The following is a 19374-nucleotide window of genomic DNA, read 5'->3' as shown; positions in this document are numbered from 1 at the left end:
TGCCTCGCTTCATTACGGTCACTGCCAGCAAGTTTGGAGATGCTCCATGATCTGCTGATTGATATCTGTGTCCGTTTTGTTGATTTGACTCAAATTCGGTACGGCCGGCCAGCCTGCGTCGATAAATTCCATGCCGGCAAATGACTTAGGCTGTGCGTAGCGTGGCAGCACGTGAAAGTGCACATCCGGGTCAACCATCATCAGCATCAGATAATTGATTTTGTCATACTGAAAAGCTTGGGTTAGTGCTAATTCGATATGCCGGGTTACTGCACGTAGCTCATTAAAACTTGCCAAACTCAGCTCCGAGAAGGCATTGGCTGGCTCATGTGCAATTAAAACCAGCGCACCCAGCGTGGTTTGCGCCGGACGCAATAACACTGACCAGTATTGATAGGATCGGATTATCGTTTGCGGCGCACCGAATTTGAGCATGGTCGCATTGTAGTTCGTTCGGGCTGAATCCTGCATCATACAAATTTACTCGCTAAAAATAATACCCGCCCGGGACAAATCTTCGATAAAATCAATTTCGCACCAGCGAAAACCTTTGACAGAACAAGAGTTCACCAAATGCTGCTGGGCCAGGCGATCAATAATCGATAAATACCATGATTTTAGTTCCGCTGGGTGACGCAAAGCTACTTCCACAGCATCACGAAAGGCGCGTGTGCCTTGGTCACGGAAGTAAATTAACCCGATTGATTCCGCATTGACTTGATGTGGCGGCACGATCTTGCTGACTTGCTTCACCCAGCGATCGGCATCCAGTTGTACTTTCATATCGTCGGCGTCATAAGTATCTTTGTCATCCACACTCAGTGTAATGGGCGCGAGTTCTGAATTCAAGACTTTGCGCAACAGTGCCGATTCGATCACGGTATCGCCGTTTAACAGCAAAAAATCGCCATTCATTTCTGCGCGTGCGATCCAGCAGCTTGCCAGATTATCCGCTACCTCATAAAAAGGGTTGAACAGAATTTTAATCTTGGGATGGTTTTCGTAACGCTGTTGCAGCAACGCCTCAATCAAAGCCACCTGAAAGCCGGTGATAATCGTAATATCATTGATACCCACCGCCAATAAAGCATCGATTTGCCAGGCTAGCACGGGTTTTTCGGAAACCGGCAGCAGGCATTTTGGCGTATTCTCAGTCAGTGGCAATAAGCGGCGACCTTGCCCAGCGCTCAGAATGATGGCTTTGATCGGTTTCGTGGTTTGATTCGTCATAGATGAATTGATTTTAAGGCAGTTTCAATGTCAGACGTTGATAATAGCAACAACGCAGCATTGTAACCAAGTTTAGCAGGTCATTGAAAAACTATCTGCATTGCCGCTGCGGTGTTAAAAACAGATTCAAAATGCTCACTTATTAGGTATAGATTGCGCTTTTTTACCTGTTTTTGGCTTGCATCAGCTGCTCTGAAAACGTTTTCCAACAGCCTGTTAGATGTAGAAAGTGTGCTTTAAAAAGAAAGACTGCTTGTTTGCTTCAATTCTGCAACAATGCGCTGCGTAACATGCAAGAAATTATCAATTTGTTCCAGCGTGTTGTTGCGCCCCAAACTGACGCGCACCGCGCACCGCGCAAGCATCGAATCAACCTGCATTGCATTCAGCACATGACTTTGTCCCGGATTCACGCTGGAACAAGCGGCCCCGGCCGCGACGGCAAAACCAGCTTTATCCAGTTTAACCACCAGTGTGTCACCCTCAATATCCGGCAACGCAAAATAGCACGTGTTGGGAATGCGCGTGGCAGCGCTGCCGAAAATCACTGCGCCCATGAGAACCAATCCCTTTTCTAACTGGTCGCGTAATAAAGAGACATGTTGCGAGGTTTCGGCCATGCGTGCTTGTGCCAATTCGCACGCTACGCCAAAACCGACAATCGCAGGCACGTTCTCGGTGCCGGAGCGCAACCCGTTTTCATGTCCGCCACCATAGATCAGCGGTTTTAATAACAACCGTTTGTCGACGATCAAAGCCGCTGCGCCTTTGGGGCCATAAATCTTGTGTGCGGAAAGTGTCATCGCATGTACTCTGAGTGCCGAAAAATCAACCGGAATTTTCCCCAATCCCTGGATCGCATCGGTATGTACATAAGCGCCATGCGAGCGTGCCAGCTCGGCAACACTGGCAACATCCTGAATCACGCCGGTCTCGTTATTGGCCAGCATCGCTGCAACCAATCCCGGCTTGTGATTCTGCATCGCGTCACCCGCCGCATCCAAATCCACTTGTCCGGATGCATTAACCGCCAACTGGTGCATCGCCCACGCATCGCAACTGCGGCGAGATAGCGCCTGGGTTGGTTTCAGCACACAAGGATGCTCAATCGCGCTAATGAAAAGATTGCCGGGTTTCAGATTATCGGCCGCGCCGCGGATAAACAAATTATTCGCCTCCGAACCACCGCTGGTGAAAATCACCTGCACCGGTTGCACCCCTACTGCATCCGCAACCTGCTTGCGCGCTTTATCAATTGCCCGCCGCGCGCTCAAGCCATACCCATGGCGACTGGAGGCATTGCCGAACTCCTGTTGAAAGTACGGCAACATGGCTTCTAGCACAGCGTCATCGACGCGGGTGGTGGCATTGTGGTCGAAATAGACTGGTTCCATTCAGATCGTCTGTAAATTGAACAAAGAAGAGTATGATAAACCTTAATGGGATTTTTTATGATTCCAAGTGCTTACTTTCTGTATTGACCGGGAGCACATGCATCTGCTGAATGTTTTCTCGAAACTGCACTAGAATTATCGTCAAAAAAGGCTCTTTGTCCGAAGGTCTCTCGAATCTTAGTTTGCCCGAAAGAAGAGTCAGTTCCAAATTAAATGAAGCTGCGCTACAGGCATTGTAAAATAACCATTGACAAGAAAACTGTTGTATGCATGAGGGACTATACCGTCATCTAAATGTATTCGTAGAGTATCATATACTACTATATACAAGCGACATCAATGTTGAATCCACATTAATTTTTAAAGGATTAAATCATGTCAGTAAAATCATTCATTTCGGCTGAAGCACACTTAGCAAAACTAGGGTATAGCATTAAACAAGCAAATGATTTTATTAATGCAAATGTTGGACAAGCAGAAATAATTTTTGCCGCTGCCAGAGAAAATGGTGTAACAACAAATATGCTCAACGAAATTTCTGGACACTCTACTACTGTAATTCGAGAGTATTTTGATGTTGCTGGTTTAAACAACAAGGAAGTGGATTATACCAGTTTACTAGTAAATTCTGATTTAGGCTCTTTGGAACGACTTATTAGTTTTAATGAAAGGGATGGCATTTTATCGAATTCATCATTGAGTGACACAGTCCGATCAGAAATTAATATGCCACTAAATTATGATTTCACTTTTGTAGAGTACGCCGATTTTGAGCTTAATGATGGGAAATATGATGCTGAAGAATTAGGTGTAGGGCATTTAGTCAATGTTTCAGCAACAAATGAAAGCATAGAATCTCTATTTTACGGCTCTATAATCAATATATTTTCAGCACTTGATGAAACTGAACTGGATCAGATTAACACTTTTCCTAGAAATGATGATCAAGAGGAGTTTCAATTACTTATTCTTGACGCATTGAGTGAGTCTCCTACTCTGATTGCTTGGAGCGAGGAGGAACTGGTTGATTTAGTTACAAGTGAAGCAGTAAACATTATCGATAAATACTGGGAAAGCAATTTAGTTGGAGTGCTTGATCATAGCATTCTGGGATTAGCTACAGCTTAATACAGATTTATAGAATGGTATCTTTCTACATCAAGGCAATCTAAATTGCCTTGATGTATGATTTTACTATTCATCACTAAAAGAACATACCTGAGTGTTCTAACAATTAATATGTTTCTTACACACATACCCCAGATCGCCATCAATATTAATCCAATAACAGCATGGATTCTTCTTGTACGTTGTTACGTTCCACGCGCTACCACTGACTATTCCAGATATGGATTGAGGAAAACTTGCCGACAAGCTAACATAATTTTCTCGTTTTAGAAGCTTTGCTTTACCGGTGACTATGTCAACAAGAACAAGAAACCCAATATTGCTCATTTCCGCTGCTTTCTCAAGTCTGCTAGCTAATTCAGAAGGTAATAAAGCTATATCGGTAACTAAATTTGCAATAGCTCGTGGTTCCTGGTTTTCATTTTTTAGACAAATGAGTTCAATTTGACCATTGATACTAATATAATTACAGGAATTAAATTTCGCTCCCTGTATTTCTATCCCGCTAACTCCGGTTATGGAAACTGATGCAATGTTTCTTATTTCAGACGCAGCTTCAGGGCCAACTACACGATATGAACCTGCATCGACATGCTTCAAATACCTTTTCTGCCCATTAGTACTATCGATGAGTACAACAAAACCGAAATTAACATTCGAAATTTTTTCTAGCTCATTTGCAAGTTCGATTGGTAAGTCTTTTGAAAATAAATTTGAAGGATGCGTATCACGAATTTTATGTGTTTCACATCCTGTTAATACAAATACTAAGAATAATAAAAATATCACAAAAGGGTGCTTAAGATTTGGCATGCTATTTTCTCCTTTCTTCTAGAAATTTAATGTTACCCGCGCAAAGATTGTACGAGTTGGAACAAAACGTGAGTTAACAGGCTCGGATGTTTGGAAATTGATATTGCGGAATAAAAAAGATTCATCAAAAAGATTTCTTGCTTCTAGACTTACAATTCCTCGGCGATTGGGGAGTCGATAACCAACCGATGCATCAACTAAGAAAAATTTATCGACGCCTTCATTCTGATTCCCCTGTCGGTCAATCTTCTGATGTACAAAGGTGCTGGTCAAATTGGCAAAAAATCCCCTGGGATTAAAATAATCTATTCCGGTAGGAATACTGAAAGTGTCAATTTGATGAGGGCCGGCAGATGTTTCCGCCCGAGAAAATTTCTCAAACTGAATTTCACTTTTGGCAGTCCAGTAAGTATGCAATAAGCCATATAAGTATGCTCGGTACAAATTTTCTTTCTGGTCTTGGAAACTGCTACTTTTCGAAGAGTGCACAGGAACTCTCAAATTACGGCTGGAAATTTCAAAACCAGTAAAGACTTTATTTCCATGATGAGCATCCAATCCAATTCCCATTCGATGGGATTTTGTGCCATTAGGATCATCAAATAATTGATTAAACCCAGCAACCTGTGTAGGTTCAATAGTCTGCTGAGTTGTGAGGGGCGCTTTAATTGTTTCAATCAACGCCATGCGCAGCCTTAATTGCTTGGTAAAGTTCCACTGTAAACCTAATTTTGGGTTAAATCCATCAACTGGCAAGCCCCTTCCTTTATAAGAGTCGTAGCTAAAACCAAGAGTAACATTTGTGTTCTCATTAAAATTCAAATTGGTATAAACATAGCCATTTGTTTTGTTATTGTTGAAGTTCTCAGTTGAACAGCAATTTACTTGTTTTGTTAGCAAGCTTATTTCTCTAATGTCCCGATCAACATTGGTACGATAAATGCCAGAGCCCGCTAGCATATTAATCCGATTGCTACGAAACTGATATTGAATTTCAGTCTGATAGGCTTCATTTTTAGCTGAGGTTAAATTATTAATCAGCCCCACAGGAATGGGATCCGTATTCTCACTTTTTCTATCAGTGTATTGTCCCGACATAATGATATTCTGATTAGGTGCTAGATCATATTTGCCGCCTATGCGAACCGAGTCCTCATCGATTTTTCGTCGGAATCTATTCTGAGGTAGATTGAGATTTGTGGAATCCCTGTCAAAATCCAGCAATAAATTGCCCTGATCCGACGAACGAGTGCGCACTTCTGCTTGCAAATTCAGTCTGGATGTTAGTGCATGTTGAACGAAAGCATTGAGAATATCATGGTTTTGATCATTGTTGGTGCGGAAGCCATTGGTTTCATAATGAAATTGTCCCAGGCTAATCGATGTTCGCTCGTTGAATTTAGAGAAAACCACTTCATTGCCCAAGCTGCCATTGTTGCCAACCACACCCGACGTGATCAATTGTGCCTTGCTGCGCTCCATTAAGGGGGAAAATTCATTAAATCCTGGATTCGATGGGCCTGTGTTATTTATGATATTGAGATCGGCTACCACCAAATGCGGTTGCACGGGATTTACGTTGATCGGTTGCAGCAATTGCGCTTGCAGCAATTCGCTAACGCGTGCTGCTTCGTGGCGCGGAATGTTGGCATAGGTATCCGATAAAAAACGATGCGCCGAATGGCTGGATGGATCGAAGCTCAATGATTTTGACGTTTCCATGAGGGCGCGTTTCTCAAATCCAAGGTTCTCAAAAATTCTTGCCAGACTGGAGCCACGGGCCGCTTCATCGCGATCGAGCAGGAGTTTGGATCGATATACCGCACGGTTATTGTTCAGTTCAATCGATTTCTGGATATCCCTGAGCGCTTCCACCGGGCGATTCTGAGTTTGTTTCTGGATACCGTCATAGAGCCACGGGGTTGGGTCTTTCGGGTCGCGCTCTTTGGCCAGATCAAATTGCGTGCTCGATAGTGGATAGCGCTTTTCCTCGAAATACGCCTTACCCAAATAACTGCGAATCAGCGAATTGGCCGGATCCAGACTGGCAGCGATTTCAAGCTCTATGCGCCCTGCTTCGAGATTGCCTTCACGAATCAAAGCAAGCCCAAGTCCAAGCCTGGGCATCGGATCGGATTGATCGAGTTCAATTGCACGGTGAAAAATTGTTTTTGCAGCTTGTGTTTCGAGTTGCAATAACTGTACAAAGCCTAATATCATCTGTGTTTTGCTCAAAGTAGGATTTAATCTGACTGCTTGTTGCGCGGCTTGCTTTGCTTGATCTAATTCGCCCAGCGACATTTGTAATTCCGCAATTCGCGCCCATGCCAGCGCATACTGGGGATCCAGTAGCATGGCTTGTTGTACGCTTTTAAGCGCAGCTTGAATCTCAAAATGCGCTTGCTGGGCATAGGAAAGCGCCATGTGCGCTACGGCCGAGTCCGAGTTGTTGGTAACCGCTGTGGTTGCCAGTTCGAGCGCTTGATCTTTGTCATTTTGCACGGCAGCAATGACTGCCAGTAGTGCAAAGGCATCACTGTTGTCCGGTTCCAGTTGCAGCACGCGCTGAATGATTGCCTGGGCTTCCTCAGCCTGCCCGGTATGGAGTAATTGACCTGCCTGATGTACTAATGCATTGATATCTTGCATGCTACGATCCTGCCAGTAATCCAAGATGGTAGGATAGTACAACGCCCATTGCACCGCATCGATTGGGAATAGCGTGATTTCTTTTTTGGGTGCCTGACCTTTGTGTATAGTGGCCGCTTCATGATCATTCAGTGCCAGATGACCCCAGTCATTACTGACGGACACCCTGCCTTCGTAGACCACAACTTCTGCATTGTCCCCATACACGCTGACCAGAAATTCGGTGCCGTCCACACTGGCGTTAACAAAGGGAGTTCGGATCTTGAACGGTTTCGGTGTCCGCGTGATGATATGAATCGCGCCCTCAATAAAATCTAATAGCGAGATGCTCTTATCTTCTTGCATTGCCGGAAAAATAATATTCGACTTCTGGTCAAGCCGCAGCATGCTATCGTTATTTAATCTTAATGCGGCGCGACTGTGTGATCTGGAGCGGATCATGTCGCCTCCACACAACAGTGTGTCCATATCGGCCGATTGCCAGGTTTTTCCCTGCATACGCTTGATCTCGATCACGCCTTGTACGGATACGATCCGAGCACGAGCAGTTTCCGCTGTGCACACTGCTGCGGCATGCAGTGAACCGATAGGGCTCAGTGAAAAAAGCATCGCGGTAAGAATAAACATCAAGCTTGATGCTTTTCCAAATCGCTGATGTAGCAAAAATGGTAAACATATTTTCATCTTGATCTTTCTTATTGTTGCTCACTCAGAAATCACCTCCGAAAACACTCGATTTGCATCTTTTGCAAAAATGATACGTTTGGCGCTGATTGAGGCTTTAGAAAAATAGCGAAACTTACACATTGGAAAATGTTAACGCTTTTCCTTTCGATAATATGTGATATTTCACACACCCAATCATACTCGTGCAAATAAATCGTTTATTCTTTTAGCGCGAGCAAGATAGGCTCAGTTTCTATGAAGTAATGCAGGATGGCAAAAGTAGAAATCAAATTGCCAAGAGATAGGGGTTGTTAGAGGCCATGAATATCGCCTAATAGTAAATAGCTAGATTTAACGATGATTATAGCGGGGTTCTATCTTCGCAAAACAAAAGACGATTACTGTCCTTGATATATCTTATTGTCCCACCGATTGTCACTTGTTTTGCATAATAGACACAACAGCGTTTAGGTCTCTGCTGTGTGGGATCATAGGCAAAAAAATACCAGGTATTTTGATATTGGATAGCGGTATTTGCATTTGCATAGACATGAAAATCGGTGGTTGGTTGACCAGGTTCTGTTGTTTCTAGGTGTGCGCAACATTTTACAGGGATTACTGAGGTATCAAATGTGGTATGTCCTGTCATTGCCATAATCTTCATCCAAAACAAATAATATCAAAGAAACAGATTAATCTGCATAACCAATTATTTTTAATCAAATAATACATGAACAATTGGTATTCTTGCTAAAAATTCATGGTTAGTTTTAAAAAGAGTGTGCGGGTTGGAAGAAAAATTGGGTTAACAGGCTCGGATAAATTAAGATAACTGCTTCTGTAATAAAACGCCTCATCCAGCAGATTTTTTCCTTCCAAACTCAAAATTCCCCTGCGATTGGAAAGCCGATAGCCAATGACGTAGTCCAACAGAAAAAATGAATCAATCCCTGAAGCAGTTTTTTGCGGATCTCGGATTCGACCATGATCACCATGAAGAAACAGGTCTTGTTTGACAAAAGTTGCGGTGAATCTGGAAAACAAACCGCTCGGATGAAAGTGCTCAATACTCAATGGCATGCTGACTGTTTTGATCTGATCCGGATTGGTAATCGTATTTGCGCCATTATGCACGAGCTTTTCGTATTGAAATTCACTCCGCATGGCCCAAAAGGTATGGGGGAGCCAGTAAAGATAAGCGCGATATAGTTGCTCATTTTGCTTCGACAATACTTCTTCACTAGCAGGGGCTGAGGGTACTTTTACGTCGCGTTCAGATGCCTCGAAACCGCTGAACAGCTTATCCGCAACGCGCGTATCAAAACCGATACCCATGCGCCGCGCTCTGGTTCCGTTGGGCTCGTCAAAGAATTGATTGAAACCGGCAACTTGCGTGGGTTCCAGCGATTGCTGCGCAATAATGTGAGATTTTGTAGTCTCAAACCAAGCGGCCCTCAGCCTAAAAAAATCTGTCATATCCCACTGCAAGCCAATCTTGGGATTAATTTTGTCTATATGGGAATTGACGGTGCTGCTAAATGTATCGTAGCTTAATCCAAGAGTGCCCGTAATATTTCTAGGTAAGTGCGTGTTGGTATAGGTATAGATCGTATTGCGATCATATATGCCCCCGAAATCGTAGGTTCCTCCACCCAGGGTCGAGTTAAAAGATTTTTCCCGCAACAAGTGCTGTGCTTCGATTTGCAATCCGGACAAATCGAGCCTGAGAGGGTCGTCAGTCTTACTGAAAGCTATCCGTTCGTCACGCGCTGTATACTTGGTAGAAAACAAAAGATCCTGCCTAGGTGAAATAGAGTATCTTGCGCCAAATCGCGCAACTTGCTCATTCAATTCTCTCCGGTAATACGATCTGTCGTTTAATCCATCTTCACCGAACTTAGAGAAATTCAACTGAATGTCCCCATGCTCTGATGCGCGTGTGCGGGCTTCAGCTTGTATATTAAGCTTGGGAGTTAAAGCATACTGGAAGAAGGCATTGTAAATATTATGTCTTTGATCGTTGTTAGGGCGGAATCCATCCGTTTCATGATGAAATTGCCCCAAGCTGATTGAAGCTCTGTCACGCTGAAGAGAAGCCACCACTTCATTCCCAAGAGTGCCGTTATTGCCAACAATGCCGGAAGCCACAAACTGAGGCTTATTGCGTTCCATGAGCGGAGCAAATTCATTAAAACCTATGGCCGACGGCGCTGTTCCTGTGATGATATTGAGATCCGCCACAGCTAGATGCGGTTGTACTGGATTAACGTTGATCGGCTGCAATAACTGCGCTTGCAATAATTCGCTGACACGGGCAATTTCATGTCGCGGAATATTGACATAGGCATCGGATAAGAACCGATGCGCCGAATGATTTCCCGGATCAAAACTCAAGGATTTTGCAGTTTCCATCAAGGCGCGTTTTTCAAATCCCAGATTCTCGAAGATTCGTGCCAGACTTGTTCCGCGCGCGGCTTCGTCACGATCCAGCAACAACCGGGATCGGTAAACTGCGCGATTGTCGTTCAGCTCGATCGATTTCTGGATGCCTTGCAGCGCTTCTACTGGTCGGTTCTGAGTTTGCTTTTGAATCGCATCATAAAACCAGGGAGTTGGATCGTGCGGATCGCGTGCTTTAGCTAGGTCGAATTGCGTGTTGGCCAGCGGATAGCGTTTTTCCTCAAAGTAGGCCTTGCCGAGGTAGCTGCGAATAAGCGAGTTCGCCGGATCCAGACTGACAGCGATTTCCAGTTCAGCCCGACCCGCTTCGAGCCTGCCTTCTCTTATCAGCGCTAACCCCATTCCCAGCCTTGGCAAAGGATCTGCCTGATCTAATAGGATGGCTTGGGAGAAAACCGTTTGCGCGAGCTGCGTATGAAATTGCAATAAGTGCGCATAACCCAAAATCGCCTGTGTTCTGGCAATATTAGGGTTTAAATTGACTGCTTGTTGCGCTGCTTCGTGCGCGCGATCCAGGTCACCTACGGACATGTGTAATTCAGAAAGTCTAGCCCATACCAAAGCATTGTCGGGTTCTATCGTTGCCGCTTGTAGAACGCTCGCCAAGGCCGCTTCAATTCTAAAATGCGCTTGCTGCGCATACGAAAGCGCAAGTAGTGCTGACGTAGAGTTAGCATGCAGCGCATTTGCACGTGTAGCTAATTCCAGCGCGTGTTCCTTGTTATTCTGAACAACTGCGATCAAGGCCAGTAAGGCATATGCCTCACTGTTATCGGGTTGTTTTACGAGTACTTCCTCAATCATTGTTTCGGCCTCATTGGCCTGACCAACTGCCAATAACAGGCTGGCCCGGTAGAGCGGCAGGTTGTCAGGGTAATGGGGTAATTCAATGTCATCAAGCAGGGATAGCGCTTCGGAAGCTTTTCCTTGCCGATAGAGTTCGACAGATTGCTGTAGATCAGAGGGTGCATTTGATGTCGTTAACGGTTCGAGATGAATATTAATAATGGTCGGATAGTACAAAGCCCATTGAACGGCGTCCGTTGGATTGATAAGGTTTATTTTCTGCGGTGCGGTATTTCGACTAGCGATTGCCGCTTCATGATCGGCAAGTACAGCAGTTCCCTGATCATTATTGACAGTCACTTTTCCTTCATAAAGGATCAGTCGGGTACTATTTTCATCGACACCAACAAAAAATTCGGTACCTTCAACACCGCCGGTGAGAAAGGGTGTTCTAACCTTAAATGGCTTAGGTGTGCGGGTAATGATATGGATTGCACCGGCAAATAATTCCAGTAATGAGGTCGCGCTGTTATTTTCTGGCTTGGGAAACGCCATGCTGGTTTTTTGATCCAGTCTCACCACACTGGCATTGTTTAACAACAGCGCGGCCCGACTATGCGAGCGTGCGCGGATAGTGTCTCCCAGGCAGACAGCGGTGTGCATGGCCGTTTTCTGCCAGGTCTGTTCGTTGGCACGGCGCAATTCAATGGTTCCTTGGACTGAAATAAGCTTGGCTATTTCTGATTCGCAGTTTCCGGTCGCATGTGCACTATTCATAGAGCTCAGAAACAACAGGAAAAGAAATGCGGATTGCAAGATTGCCAACATACCCCGGCAGCTAAAGCTGGATTCAGTTCGCTGGGGTATTTTCATTATTATGTATTATGATGGTTCCAGATTCTGGAGTGCATGCTGATGCGTAGCCTTGAGTCGTGAGAAATTCGTATTCGCAATTCAGGTTCTAACAGAGGTTTGATTATACGAAAGAAGTAACCTTGTCGCTAGATTAAGGTTTGGGGATGTAACGGTTCCGATTATTTGGTTTCAATGCGTATAGTTGAGTTCCATGCATCAACTGAAGGCACTGATTGTTTTTTTTTGCAAATGTTTAAAAAAAACTTTGAGGGGCCATCCTCTGGGATTTTATCCAGGATTTTATATAAACCATCGCAAGCCTCAGTCCATTGTTGATTCTGATAGGCTTTGAGTACACTGGAAAATGTTTCACACAACCATAACTGCAACTGATTGGCCGATTGCTTGTGTGCGACCAGTTCGAACAAGTTAACGGGTGTGGATTTTCCGGTCAGGAGAAAATCTCCCAATGGACGAATCAGAAATTCATCTAAACCCGAGATCACTTGACCTGATACCAGCAAGCGGGTGCCCAGGTATTTATTGACGCCCTGGATGCGGCTAGTGGTATTGACGATATCACCAACCGCGCGGTATTCAAAATGATGCAGTGCGCCAATATTGCCTAATAACATTTCGCCAAAATGTAGTCCCATGCGCGTAGGTAATTTTGGCTGGTTAGCGGTATGATTAAAGCGTTCAATATCGGCAGCGATATCCAGGCACGCAAGACAAGCGTTTTTACGTAAATCGGAGCTGGCGGATGTTTTGGCCCAGATGGCGAGCATGGCATCGCCAACTACATCGGAAACCGTGCCATTATGCTGCTTGACGGGATCAAACAAAACAGCGTAGTAGTTATTCATTAATTGACCGAGTTGCTGCGGTTCCATCTTTTCAGCAAGCGCGGTATAGGCTTCGGCATCGGTCGCAAGGCAAGCGCCATACACGAGTTGATTATTCAGTGCCATCGCTCCTGAATTTCTGACAATATCATTGACGACACGATCAGGAAGAAAATAGCCAAAAGCTTTTTTTAGTTGCTGGCTTTCATGTTTTTCTTCGTAATATTTGAGCGATATTGCACCAAATAGCGCCATCGGTAGCTGCAGAAAAACCGGATTGATGAGTGGCAACCAGATGCTAATTTCTTTGAAGAAATAATAGGCACTCCCTGCATAAGAAGAAATCAGGACGAAACTGGCCACGATGGCGCTTCGATTAGGCAAGAGCATAAAAACGATACCCAACCCAAGACCTAATACCAATAAAATACCTAAACTACCCACTAGAGGGAAGGGTCTGATAGGTTTGTTTTCCAGTAAATTGGCAAACGCTGTTGCCGCTATTTCGACGCCGCTGATGTAAAGTCCATCGGGGTTTGAGAATACAGTGTGATAATCATCCCGGACAATGTCTTGTTCCGGCTGAGTCGCTGCAGAGAATCCGACAAATACAACTTTATTCCTAAAATTCATTGGGATAGATTTTTTGGTGACCTCATCTTCACCAGGGTGCAAGACCTGATGATAGGGTATGGTATCGATGCTGCGCGGAGGGCCATAAAAATTCAAGTAACGTGTGTCGCTTCCGGAATATAGATTCAGAAGCGCGTGAAGCATATTTCTTTGGATGGGATCCAGATTTGCATCGCGATTGAGTTCAATTTTCAAACGATGCGCAAGGCTAGATGAATTGTGGAGGAGATCACGTAGTGTAAAAATTAAATCTTCAATATCCAAAGCCTCTTCTTTAATTGGAAGTTGCGCTGCATAGGCCGGGTCAACCCTATGCAATAACCGGGCTAGATTCTCATAAATGGGCAGTGCAAAGATTTGTAAAACAACTGTGGGTATCGTGGGGATATCGCCGGCATCGGCTTTAAAAACCCAATAATTATTGACTCTTTCCATTTTGGGCAAAGGAAAAGGTGCATGGGCTTTGGCTGCATTGGCAATAATCGGCAGGAGCTGTTTAGGCCCTTCCTTAACAATCCGGTTATAATTTTGTTCGTTTGCATCTGTGGCAAGCGCGCTATCTTCATAGACCAGTCTTTCAACCAGCACGACATTACCCGCCGTTTTCATGCTTAATGCCAGTTTCTGATCATACGCAGCTATTGTGCTGGGAGAATCAAAAATAAGATCAAATACAATGATACGTGCCCCGGCCTGGGTTAATTGCTCGATAAGCCGTGCATGTAATTCGCGCGGCCATGAGTGTGGAGTCGTAGGTAAATTGAGCCGGGATGCAGAAGGTTGGTCAATGGCAACGACGACGACGTTGTCTGGGGCTGTTATTGCTCCGCGCAAATGAAACAACCAATACAAACCAAATTTCTCTTCCATCCATATCCCCGCAGGAGAAAGGTGCACAATGACTCCCGTCAAGCCGATAACAATGCCCAGGAGAAGGTGTTTAAGCCATCTAGCCATGTTTATTCATGCATAAACTGCAGCGCATATTGTTGGAAAAAAACAAGCAGACACCGGATAGTTAATCTGTTTCCCGGTGACTTACGATAATTGATTTAGTCTAATAAATGCCCGCCTAGTAGCAGGGTGATAAATTTTTCCCGAGTGCCACCGGATGCATCTCGATAGAGCGTGTATTTTGCGTGCTGTTCCGGCTGCTCCGGATTTATCTCGATGCCCCATAGCGGTGCTAGCGTCATGGGTAAGTTCGAATAGCGTACATCAACAAGTACATTGGGTTGCTCCGGGCGAATCGCCAGTAATCCCGCAGAAAAATGACTGAAACGTGCAATATCCTGCGCAAGTACCGAAGAGACCGGCAGTGTACTCAAGTCACGTTTCATAACAAATTTTTCAATCGATTCGCCTGGATAAATGCGTGGCTCAGAGAATAAGCCGACACGAATCGCATCCACATACAATTTGCCTTTAAACTCATAAATTGAGCGCCATAGCAGCAAATTGGCAAGTGTTGGTTTCACCAGTAGTTGTTCTGCTTGCTGTCCCCTTTCTGCAATCAATGATTCAGCGACAGTTTCTGCGCGTTGCAACTGCATCCAGCCGAACGACAAATAGGCCGCTGCGAGCAGTAATCCGATGCGGGCTGCTTTATGACTGTATTTCCTGTATGCCATCACTCCGGCGATCAACAGAATTAGGGTGAAAGCCGGATCCAATACCGAAATGATACTCAACGCCACGCGCTCGTCGCTCAATGGCCAGAACAGATGCGTACCATAACTGGTGAACGCATCCAGTACACCACTCAAACAATACCCGAGAAAAGTGAAAAGATACAAACGAGCAAAAGGCAAACGTTTGCGCAAGAACGGCCACAACAACAGAGCAACAATCAAGGCACCCAGCGGCACAAAAAACAGTGAATGGGTAAAATGACGATGAAATTCGATATTCAACAACGGATCATTCTCAGATTGAATCAGGATATCGGCATCCGCTGCAATACCAGCCAGAAAACCAATGCCAGTTGCTATGCGCATTTCCTGTTGCCTGGCACCTGATTGCGCCATTGTGGCGCCAAGCAATCCTTGAGTTATTAAATCCATAGGGTCAAAAGTTGTGAAAAAACGATAGCCATTATTTTAAATGAATGTAAATTGATGCTTCGGCCTTCTGCAGTGAGGTCTTCTTAGAAGCACAAGGGTAAGTATACAATTTATGGATATTAGTTATAACATCCCTCAACTCAATTCCTCTCCAGTTATTTTATTTTACATGAGGGGGTCGGTTATACCTAAAGTAGTATGGATTGCAATCAGCGTGATCACGCCAACTATGATCAAGTAGTACAGTGTTGGGATAATGGTCATGCGAATGATTTTTCCTTCGCGTCCTAACAAGCCGACTGTGGCGGATGCTGCGACTACGTTATGGATGGCGATCATGTTACCCGCAGCGGCACCAACCGCTTGCACGGCGACCAGCAATGCGCTGGATACACCGATCAATTGTGCACTATCGAATTGAAATTGCGCCATCATCAAATTGGATACGGTGTTGGAACCGGCGATAAATGCGCCCAACGCACCCACTGCTGGGGCGAAAAACGGATAAATATTCCCCACGGTGCTGGCAACCCATTGCGCCATCACTTGCGGCATGGCTGGAAAATCGGCCAGATTGACCCCGGAGTTGATCAGAATACGCACCATCGGTATGGTGAAAATCAGCACGAATCCTGCCCCGAGCAAAGTACGCGAAGATTCCTTGAGTGCAGCTTTGAGCTCGCTGAGTTGCATCCGATGCAGAAAGAATGTCGCCATAACCACGAACATCATAATGCCTCCGGATGAATATAAGAATTCGATGCTTCCGGAAATGCTTTCTTCACCCAATATGTCAATCCAATTGAATGTCAGATGATGGCTTAATAACGTTTTCATATCGGTGTTGACCCGCGACAGTACCAGCAAGGTTGCCAGTAGTGCGTAGGGCAACCAGGCCGACATGGTGGTAACAGTGGATCTTGCAGTCAAATTTTCCAACTTGATTTCGATGCTGCCAATCCATTCTGTCGGCCAATTTTTGGCAGCAGGAAAATCCCAGTGTTTTTTGGGCGTCAGGAAACCGGCTCGAGCCGCAGGCACGACGATGGCTAATCCGACCAGTGCGCCAACGATCGATGGAAATTCCGGCCCTAAGAATATGCCTGCCAATGCGTAAGGAACAACAAACGCGAGTCCGGAAAGAATAGCGAAAGGCGCGATCGCAAGTCCTTCCGTCCAGGATTGGTTGCGTCCGAAGAAACGGGTCAACATCATACACATCAGCAGTGGCATCAATACACCGGTCATGGCGTGAATTATGGCAATTTCACCTGTAATCAAACGATAGAAATCTTCCCAGCTGGAGCCAGCCGCGATTAATTGCTCGGTGATGCCTGTCTGGTCCAATCCACCGCTTACGCCAACGATAATCGGCGTACCTGCAGCGCCGAACGATACCGGCGTGGATTGCACCATCATCCCCGCCATTACTGCCGCCAGCGCTGGAAAACCCAGAGCGACCAGCAACGGCGCGACGATAGCCGCCGGCGTGCCAAACCCTGAAGCGCCCTCAACAAAACAGCCGAACATCCAGGCTACGATAATTACCTGAATGCGCCGATCCGGACTGATGTTAGAGAAACTCTGCCGGATCGTGGTAATGGCACCGGAATGTTTCAACGTATTGAGCAACAGTATCGCGCCAAAAATGATCCATAAAATAGATCCGGTTAAAATCAAACCTTGTAGAGTCGATGCGATCACTCGATTGACCGGCATTTCCCAGACAATCAGTGCAATCATAACGGTTACGATAAACGTTAGCGGCATTGCGCGCCGCGCAGGGTAGTTGAATCCAACTAGCAGCACCGCAACCAACAGGAGTGGCAAGAACGCTAGAAATGAAAGCAAAGATTGACTCACAGCATATTTTCCCGTTTAAGGATGCAGGTTAATCCGCAAGTTTCATTCAACGCAGATTTAATTTATTATGCATTCATACTGAACATCGCGTGATTCAAAATTGTATTGAGACTGATATTTTGACCCAGAAGCAATTTACTCAGCAATACCGTGAGAATTAGGAATGATAATGACAAAGAGAGTTATAAATCTTTTTTTGTACGTGCTCGTAATTAGTTTTGCGTGGATGGTTACACCTGCATCTTCGGAAACAGAAACGGAAAAAGTGCGAGCGCAATGCAGAAATAATAATCTGCTGAATGTGGCCTATGACTGCGATTGCATTGGGAAGAAATTTGAAGCGGCACGAGAGCGAGATGCATCTACTGGTTATGCGAATGTGGTGAACCAGGTGCTGACGACGGACGTCGATGGGTGCGTGCAACCGGAGAAGATTCGTGCGCAGGTGGTAAAAAAATGCGGAATGACGTATAACATCGCTTACGCAAAACTGCATGATGCAATGAAGTTAGGCAAGTCGAGTTTCTGCCACTGCTTAGCTGATGAATCGTTGAAGTTACTAGATGGCATGGATCCCAAAAGAATTCCTACCCTTGCTGCAGGCAGTACGCGCGCATTGCTTGCTTGTCGCAAGGTGGCGAGTTACGCGGTTCCGGCCGATAGCCCATTTCATCCACAGCAACCCATTCCCATCGCCACTCTGTCCGGGGATGAGGATATCAATGTGACAGAAAATCAACTCTATCTTATCGTCGTGAATGGGAATTTTGACTTGAACCGGCTTGATAATACGCGTTACGCAGTGAGCGATGATTATAAAAGCGATCGGAATATCAAGTATGTAACAATAAAGGATCAGCCAGTAACCGAGTTGCCCGTAGCTCTCATCAAGCGCGGTGCCGAGGCACCAGGCCAGATTGAAGCCAGGGCAATATCCGATGTTGTGGACGTGGCTGTGAATTACAATCAGGCGATACTCGTGCGCGGCTCACAACTCAAGGAAATTCTTACCAGAGTGCAGAATAATAAGCGGGTTAACTCGAGTGATTATTATGTCATTATAGGCGACGAGCTCTATAAAGCATCTGATTTGCAAGCGCGAATGTAATTTCCGCTGAACGATCACACCAGTGACACTGGGTATCTGTTTGTGACACAACAATTGGATGAGGTGATCGACAAATTCTGCACACTCGAGTTGTTAAGCAACTTTTGTCTTTTGCATTGGTTGCTTCAAAAACATTATCCAACAGTCTGTTAATTAGAGACTATCTATCGCTTCTTGAGTACGAAGATGAATTCACCGGTTGCTTGTGACATAGACAATAATTCATTCCCCGTTTGCTCGGAAAAAACCTGAAAATCAATCATAGAACCTGGGTCGGTGGCAACGATTTTCAGGGTTTGTCCGCTGATCATGCCAGCAAGTGATTGCTTGGTGCGTAAGATAGGCAGAGGGCAAACCAAGCCGCGTGCATCCAGTTCTTTGTCTATTTTATCCATTTTCAATAGTATGAATTTTATGATCTTATTTCGATTTGATAAAGTCAGGAATTAAAACGCGAGTTGCATGCGTGAGAATAATATTTTTTCTGTAGGCCGATCGATTCTGCCAATTGCGCCGTTGAAATGCGTCTGATTGTAACTTAATTGGAATTTAACATTGCGGTTGAGATACCAATTAATGCCTACTCCAAAATCCTGAGCCTTGTTGACTGAGCGATCCAAATTAAATAAGCCGTGCGCAAATGCTTTGGTGTCAAGATTGAGTTCCGAGTAGCGAGTGACCAATTGTACGGCACCCAATGCGCTGATATTTTCAAACGTTATCGGATTATGCGGCTGCACCCTGCGAAATGAGGCATCGCCATTAAAGAGAACCCAGGATAATTGAATTTGAAAAGCATCATTTGCGACTTTATCACTCATGGCTCCAATCTTAATATTCTGTTGGGAAATTGTATATTCCCCCATGATCCCAAACGGGCC

The 19374-nt window shown here is 45.1% G+C and carries 13 protein-coding genes; 2 read left to right on the top strand and 11 right to left on the bottom strand.

Annotated elements, in window-relative coordinates:
* Positions 1 to 18 precede the first annotated feature (18 nt).
* The 3 genes from Q0C11_RS02720 to Q0C11_RS02710 all read right to left on the bottom strand — a co-directional run bounded on the left by Q0C11_RS02720 (position 19) and on the right by Q0C11_RS02710 (position 2624).
* Entirely contained in the window at positions 19 to 474 is a 456-nt protein-coding gene (locus tag Q0C11_RS02720; RefSeq protein ID WP_293005523.1) for an HIT family protein, read from the bottom strand.
* 6 nt (positions 475 to 480) lie between these two features.
* Positions 481 to 1230, bottom strand: coding sequence for a phosphocholine cytidylyltransferase family protein (locus Q0C11_RS02715; protein WP_293005521.1), 750 nt, complete (start codon positions 1228 to 1230; stop codon positions 481 to 483).
* Positions 1231 to 1466: 236 nt separating this feature from the next.
* The gene (locus Q0C11_RS02710) at positions 1467 to 2624 is read right to left on the bottom strand and encodes a cysteine desulfurase family protein (protein WP_293005519.1); all 1158 of its coding nucleotides are present in this window, start codon (positions 2622 to 2624) and stop codon (positions 1467 to 1469) included.
* A 375-nt stretch (positions 2625 to 2999) separates the two neighbouring features.
* On the opposite strand from Q0C11_RS02710, the gene Q0C11_RS02705 reads away from it, so the two are divergent.
* A complete protein-coding gene (locus tag Q0C11_RS02705) occupies positions 3000 to 3752 on the top strand; it encodes a hypothetical protein (RefSeq protein WP_293005517.1) in 753 nt (250 codons plus the stop codon).
* 99 nt (positions 3753 to 3851) lie between these two features.
* On the opposite strand, the gene Q0C11_RS02700 is transcribed toward Q0C11_RS02705, so the two are convergent.
* The 6 genes from Q0C11_RS02700 to Q0C11_RS02675 form a co-directional block, all read right to left on the bottom strand.
* Positions 3852 to 4565 (bottom strand): hypothetical protein, encoded by a 714-nt coding sequence (locus Q0C11_RS02700; protein ID WP_293005515.1) that lies wholly within the window; start codon positions 4563 to 4565, stop codon positions 3852 to 3854.
* An 18-nt stretch (positions 4566 to 4583) separates the two neighbouring features.
* Positions 4584 to 7841, bottom strand: coding sequence for a TonB-dependent receptor (locus Q0C11_RS02695; protein WP_293005513.1), 3258 nt, complete (start codon positions 7839 to 7841; stop codon positions 4584 to 4586).
* Positions 7842 to 8630: 789 nt separating this feature from the next.
* Positions 8631 to 11903 (bottom strand): tetratricopeptide repeat protein, encoded by a 3273-nt coding sequence (locus Q0C11_RS02690; protein ID WP_293005511.1) that lies wholly within the window; start codon positions 11901 to 11903, stop codon positions 8631 to 8633.
* A 257-nt stretch (positions 11904 to 12160) separates the two neighbouring features.
* Positions 12161 to 14416: a CHASE2 domain-containing protein gene (locus Q0C11_RS02685; RefSeq protein WP_293005510.1), complete on the bottom strand. Its 2256-nt coding sequence runs from the start codon at positions 14414 to 14416 to the stop codon at positions 12161 to 12163.
* Positions 14417 to 14511: 95 nt separating this feature from the next.
* Positions 14512 to 15522, bottom strand: a complete 1011-nt coding sequence (locus Q0C11_RS02680) for a metal-dependent hydrolase (RefSeq protein ID WP_293005509.1) — start codon at positions 15520 to 15522, stop codon at positions 14512 to 14514.
* Positions 15523 to 15687: 165 nt separating this feature from the next.
* Entirely contained in the window at positions 15688 to 17385 is a 1698-nt protein-coding gene (locus Q0C11_RS02675) for an L-lactate permease (RefSeq protein ID WP_293005508.1), read from the bottom strand.
* Between the two features lie 169 nt (positions 17386 to 17554).
* Here Q0C11_RS02675 and Q0C11_RS02670 point away from each other — a divergent pair, with 169 nt between their 5' ends.
* On the top strand, positions 17555 to 18493 hold the full coding sequence (locus Q0C11_RS02670) for a hypothetical protein (protein ID WP_293005506.1): 939 nt from the start codon (positions 17555 to 17557) through the stop codon (positions 18491 to 18493).
* Positions 18494 to 18657: 164 nt separating this feature from the next.
* Here the strand turns inward: Q0C11_RS02670 and Q0C11_RS02665 are convergent, their stop codons facing one another.
* On the bottom strand, positions 18658 to 18888 hold the full coding sequence (locus Q0C11_RS02665; protein ID WP_293005504.1) for a sulfurtransferase TusA family protein: 231 nt from the start codon (positions 18886 to 18888) through the stop codon (positions 18658 to 18660).
* A gap of 51 nt (positions 18889 to 18939) precedes the next feature.
* Positions 18940 to 19374: porin (locus Q0C11_RS02660; RefSeq protein ID WP_293005502.1), on the bottom strand; the 435-nt coding region annotated here is incomplete at its 5' end.

It is taken from the genome of Nitrosomonas sp. (genome assembly GCF_022842015.1).
GTDB lineage: Bacteria > Pseudomonadota > Gammaproteobacteria > Burkholderiales > Nitrosomonadaceae > Nitrosomonas.
Note: the sequence above shows the minus strand (reverse complement) of the source record. Positions and strands in the feature narration are given on the sequence as shown.

Coding starts and splice junctions, on each gene's coding strand:
- Q0C11_RS02720 (WP_293005523.1), bottom strand. CDS start 474: ATGATGCAGGATTCAGCCCGAACGAACTACAATGCGACCATGCTCAAA.
- Q0C11_RS02715 (WP_293005521.1), bottom strand. CDS start 1,230: ATGACGAATCAAACCACGAAACCGATCAAAGCCATCATTCTGAGCGCT.
- Q0C11_RS02710 (WP_293005519.1), bottom strand. CDS start 2,624: ATGGAACCAGTCTATTTCGACCACAATGCCACCACCCGCGTCGATGAC.
- Q0C11_RS02705 (WP_293005517.1), top strand. CDS start 3,000: ATGTCAGTAAAATCATTCATTTCGGCTGAAGCACACTTAGCAAAACTA.
- Q0C11_RS02700 (WP_293005515.1), bottom strand. CDS start 4,565: ATGCCAAATCTTAAGCACCCTTTTGTGATATTTTTATTATTCTTAGTA.
- Q0C11_RS02695 (WP_293005513.1), bottom strand. CDS start 7,841: ATGTTTATTCTTACCGCGATGCTTTTTTCACTGAGCCCTATCGGTTCA.
- Q0C11_RS02690 (WP_293005511.1), bottom strand. CDS start 11,903: ATGAATAGTGCACATGCGACCGGAAACTGCGAATCAGAAATAGCCAAG.
- Q0C11_RS02685 (WP_293005510.1), bottom strand. CDS start 14,416: ATGGCTAGATGGCTTAAACACCTTCTCCTGGGCATTGTTATCGGCTTG.
- Q0C11_RS02680 (WP_293005509.1), bottom strand. CDS start 15,522: ATGGATTTAATAACTCAAGGATTGCTTGGCGCCACAATGGCGCAATCA.
- Q0C11_RS02670 (WP_293005506.1), top strand. CDS start 17,555: ATGACAAAGAGAGTTATAAATCTTTTTTTGTACGTGCTCGTAATTAGT.
- Q0C11_RS02665 (WP_293005504.1), bottom strand. CDS start 18,888: ATGGATAAAATAGACAAAGAACTGGATGCACGCGGCTTGGTTTGCCCT.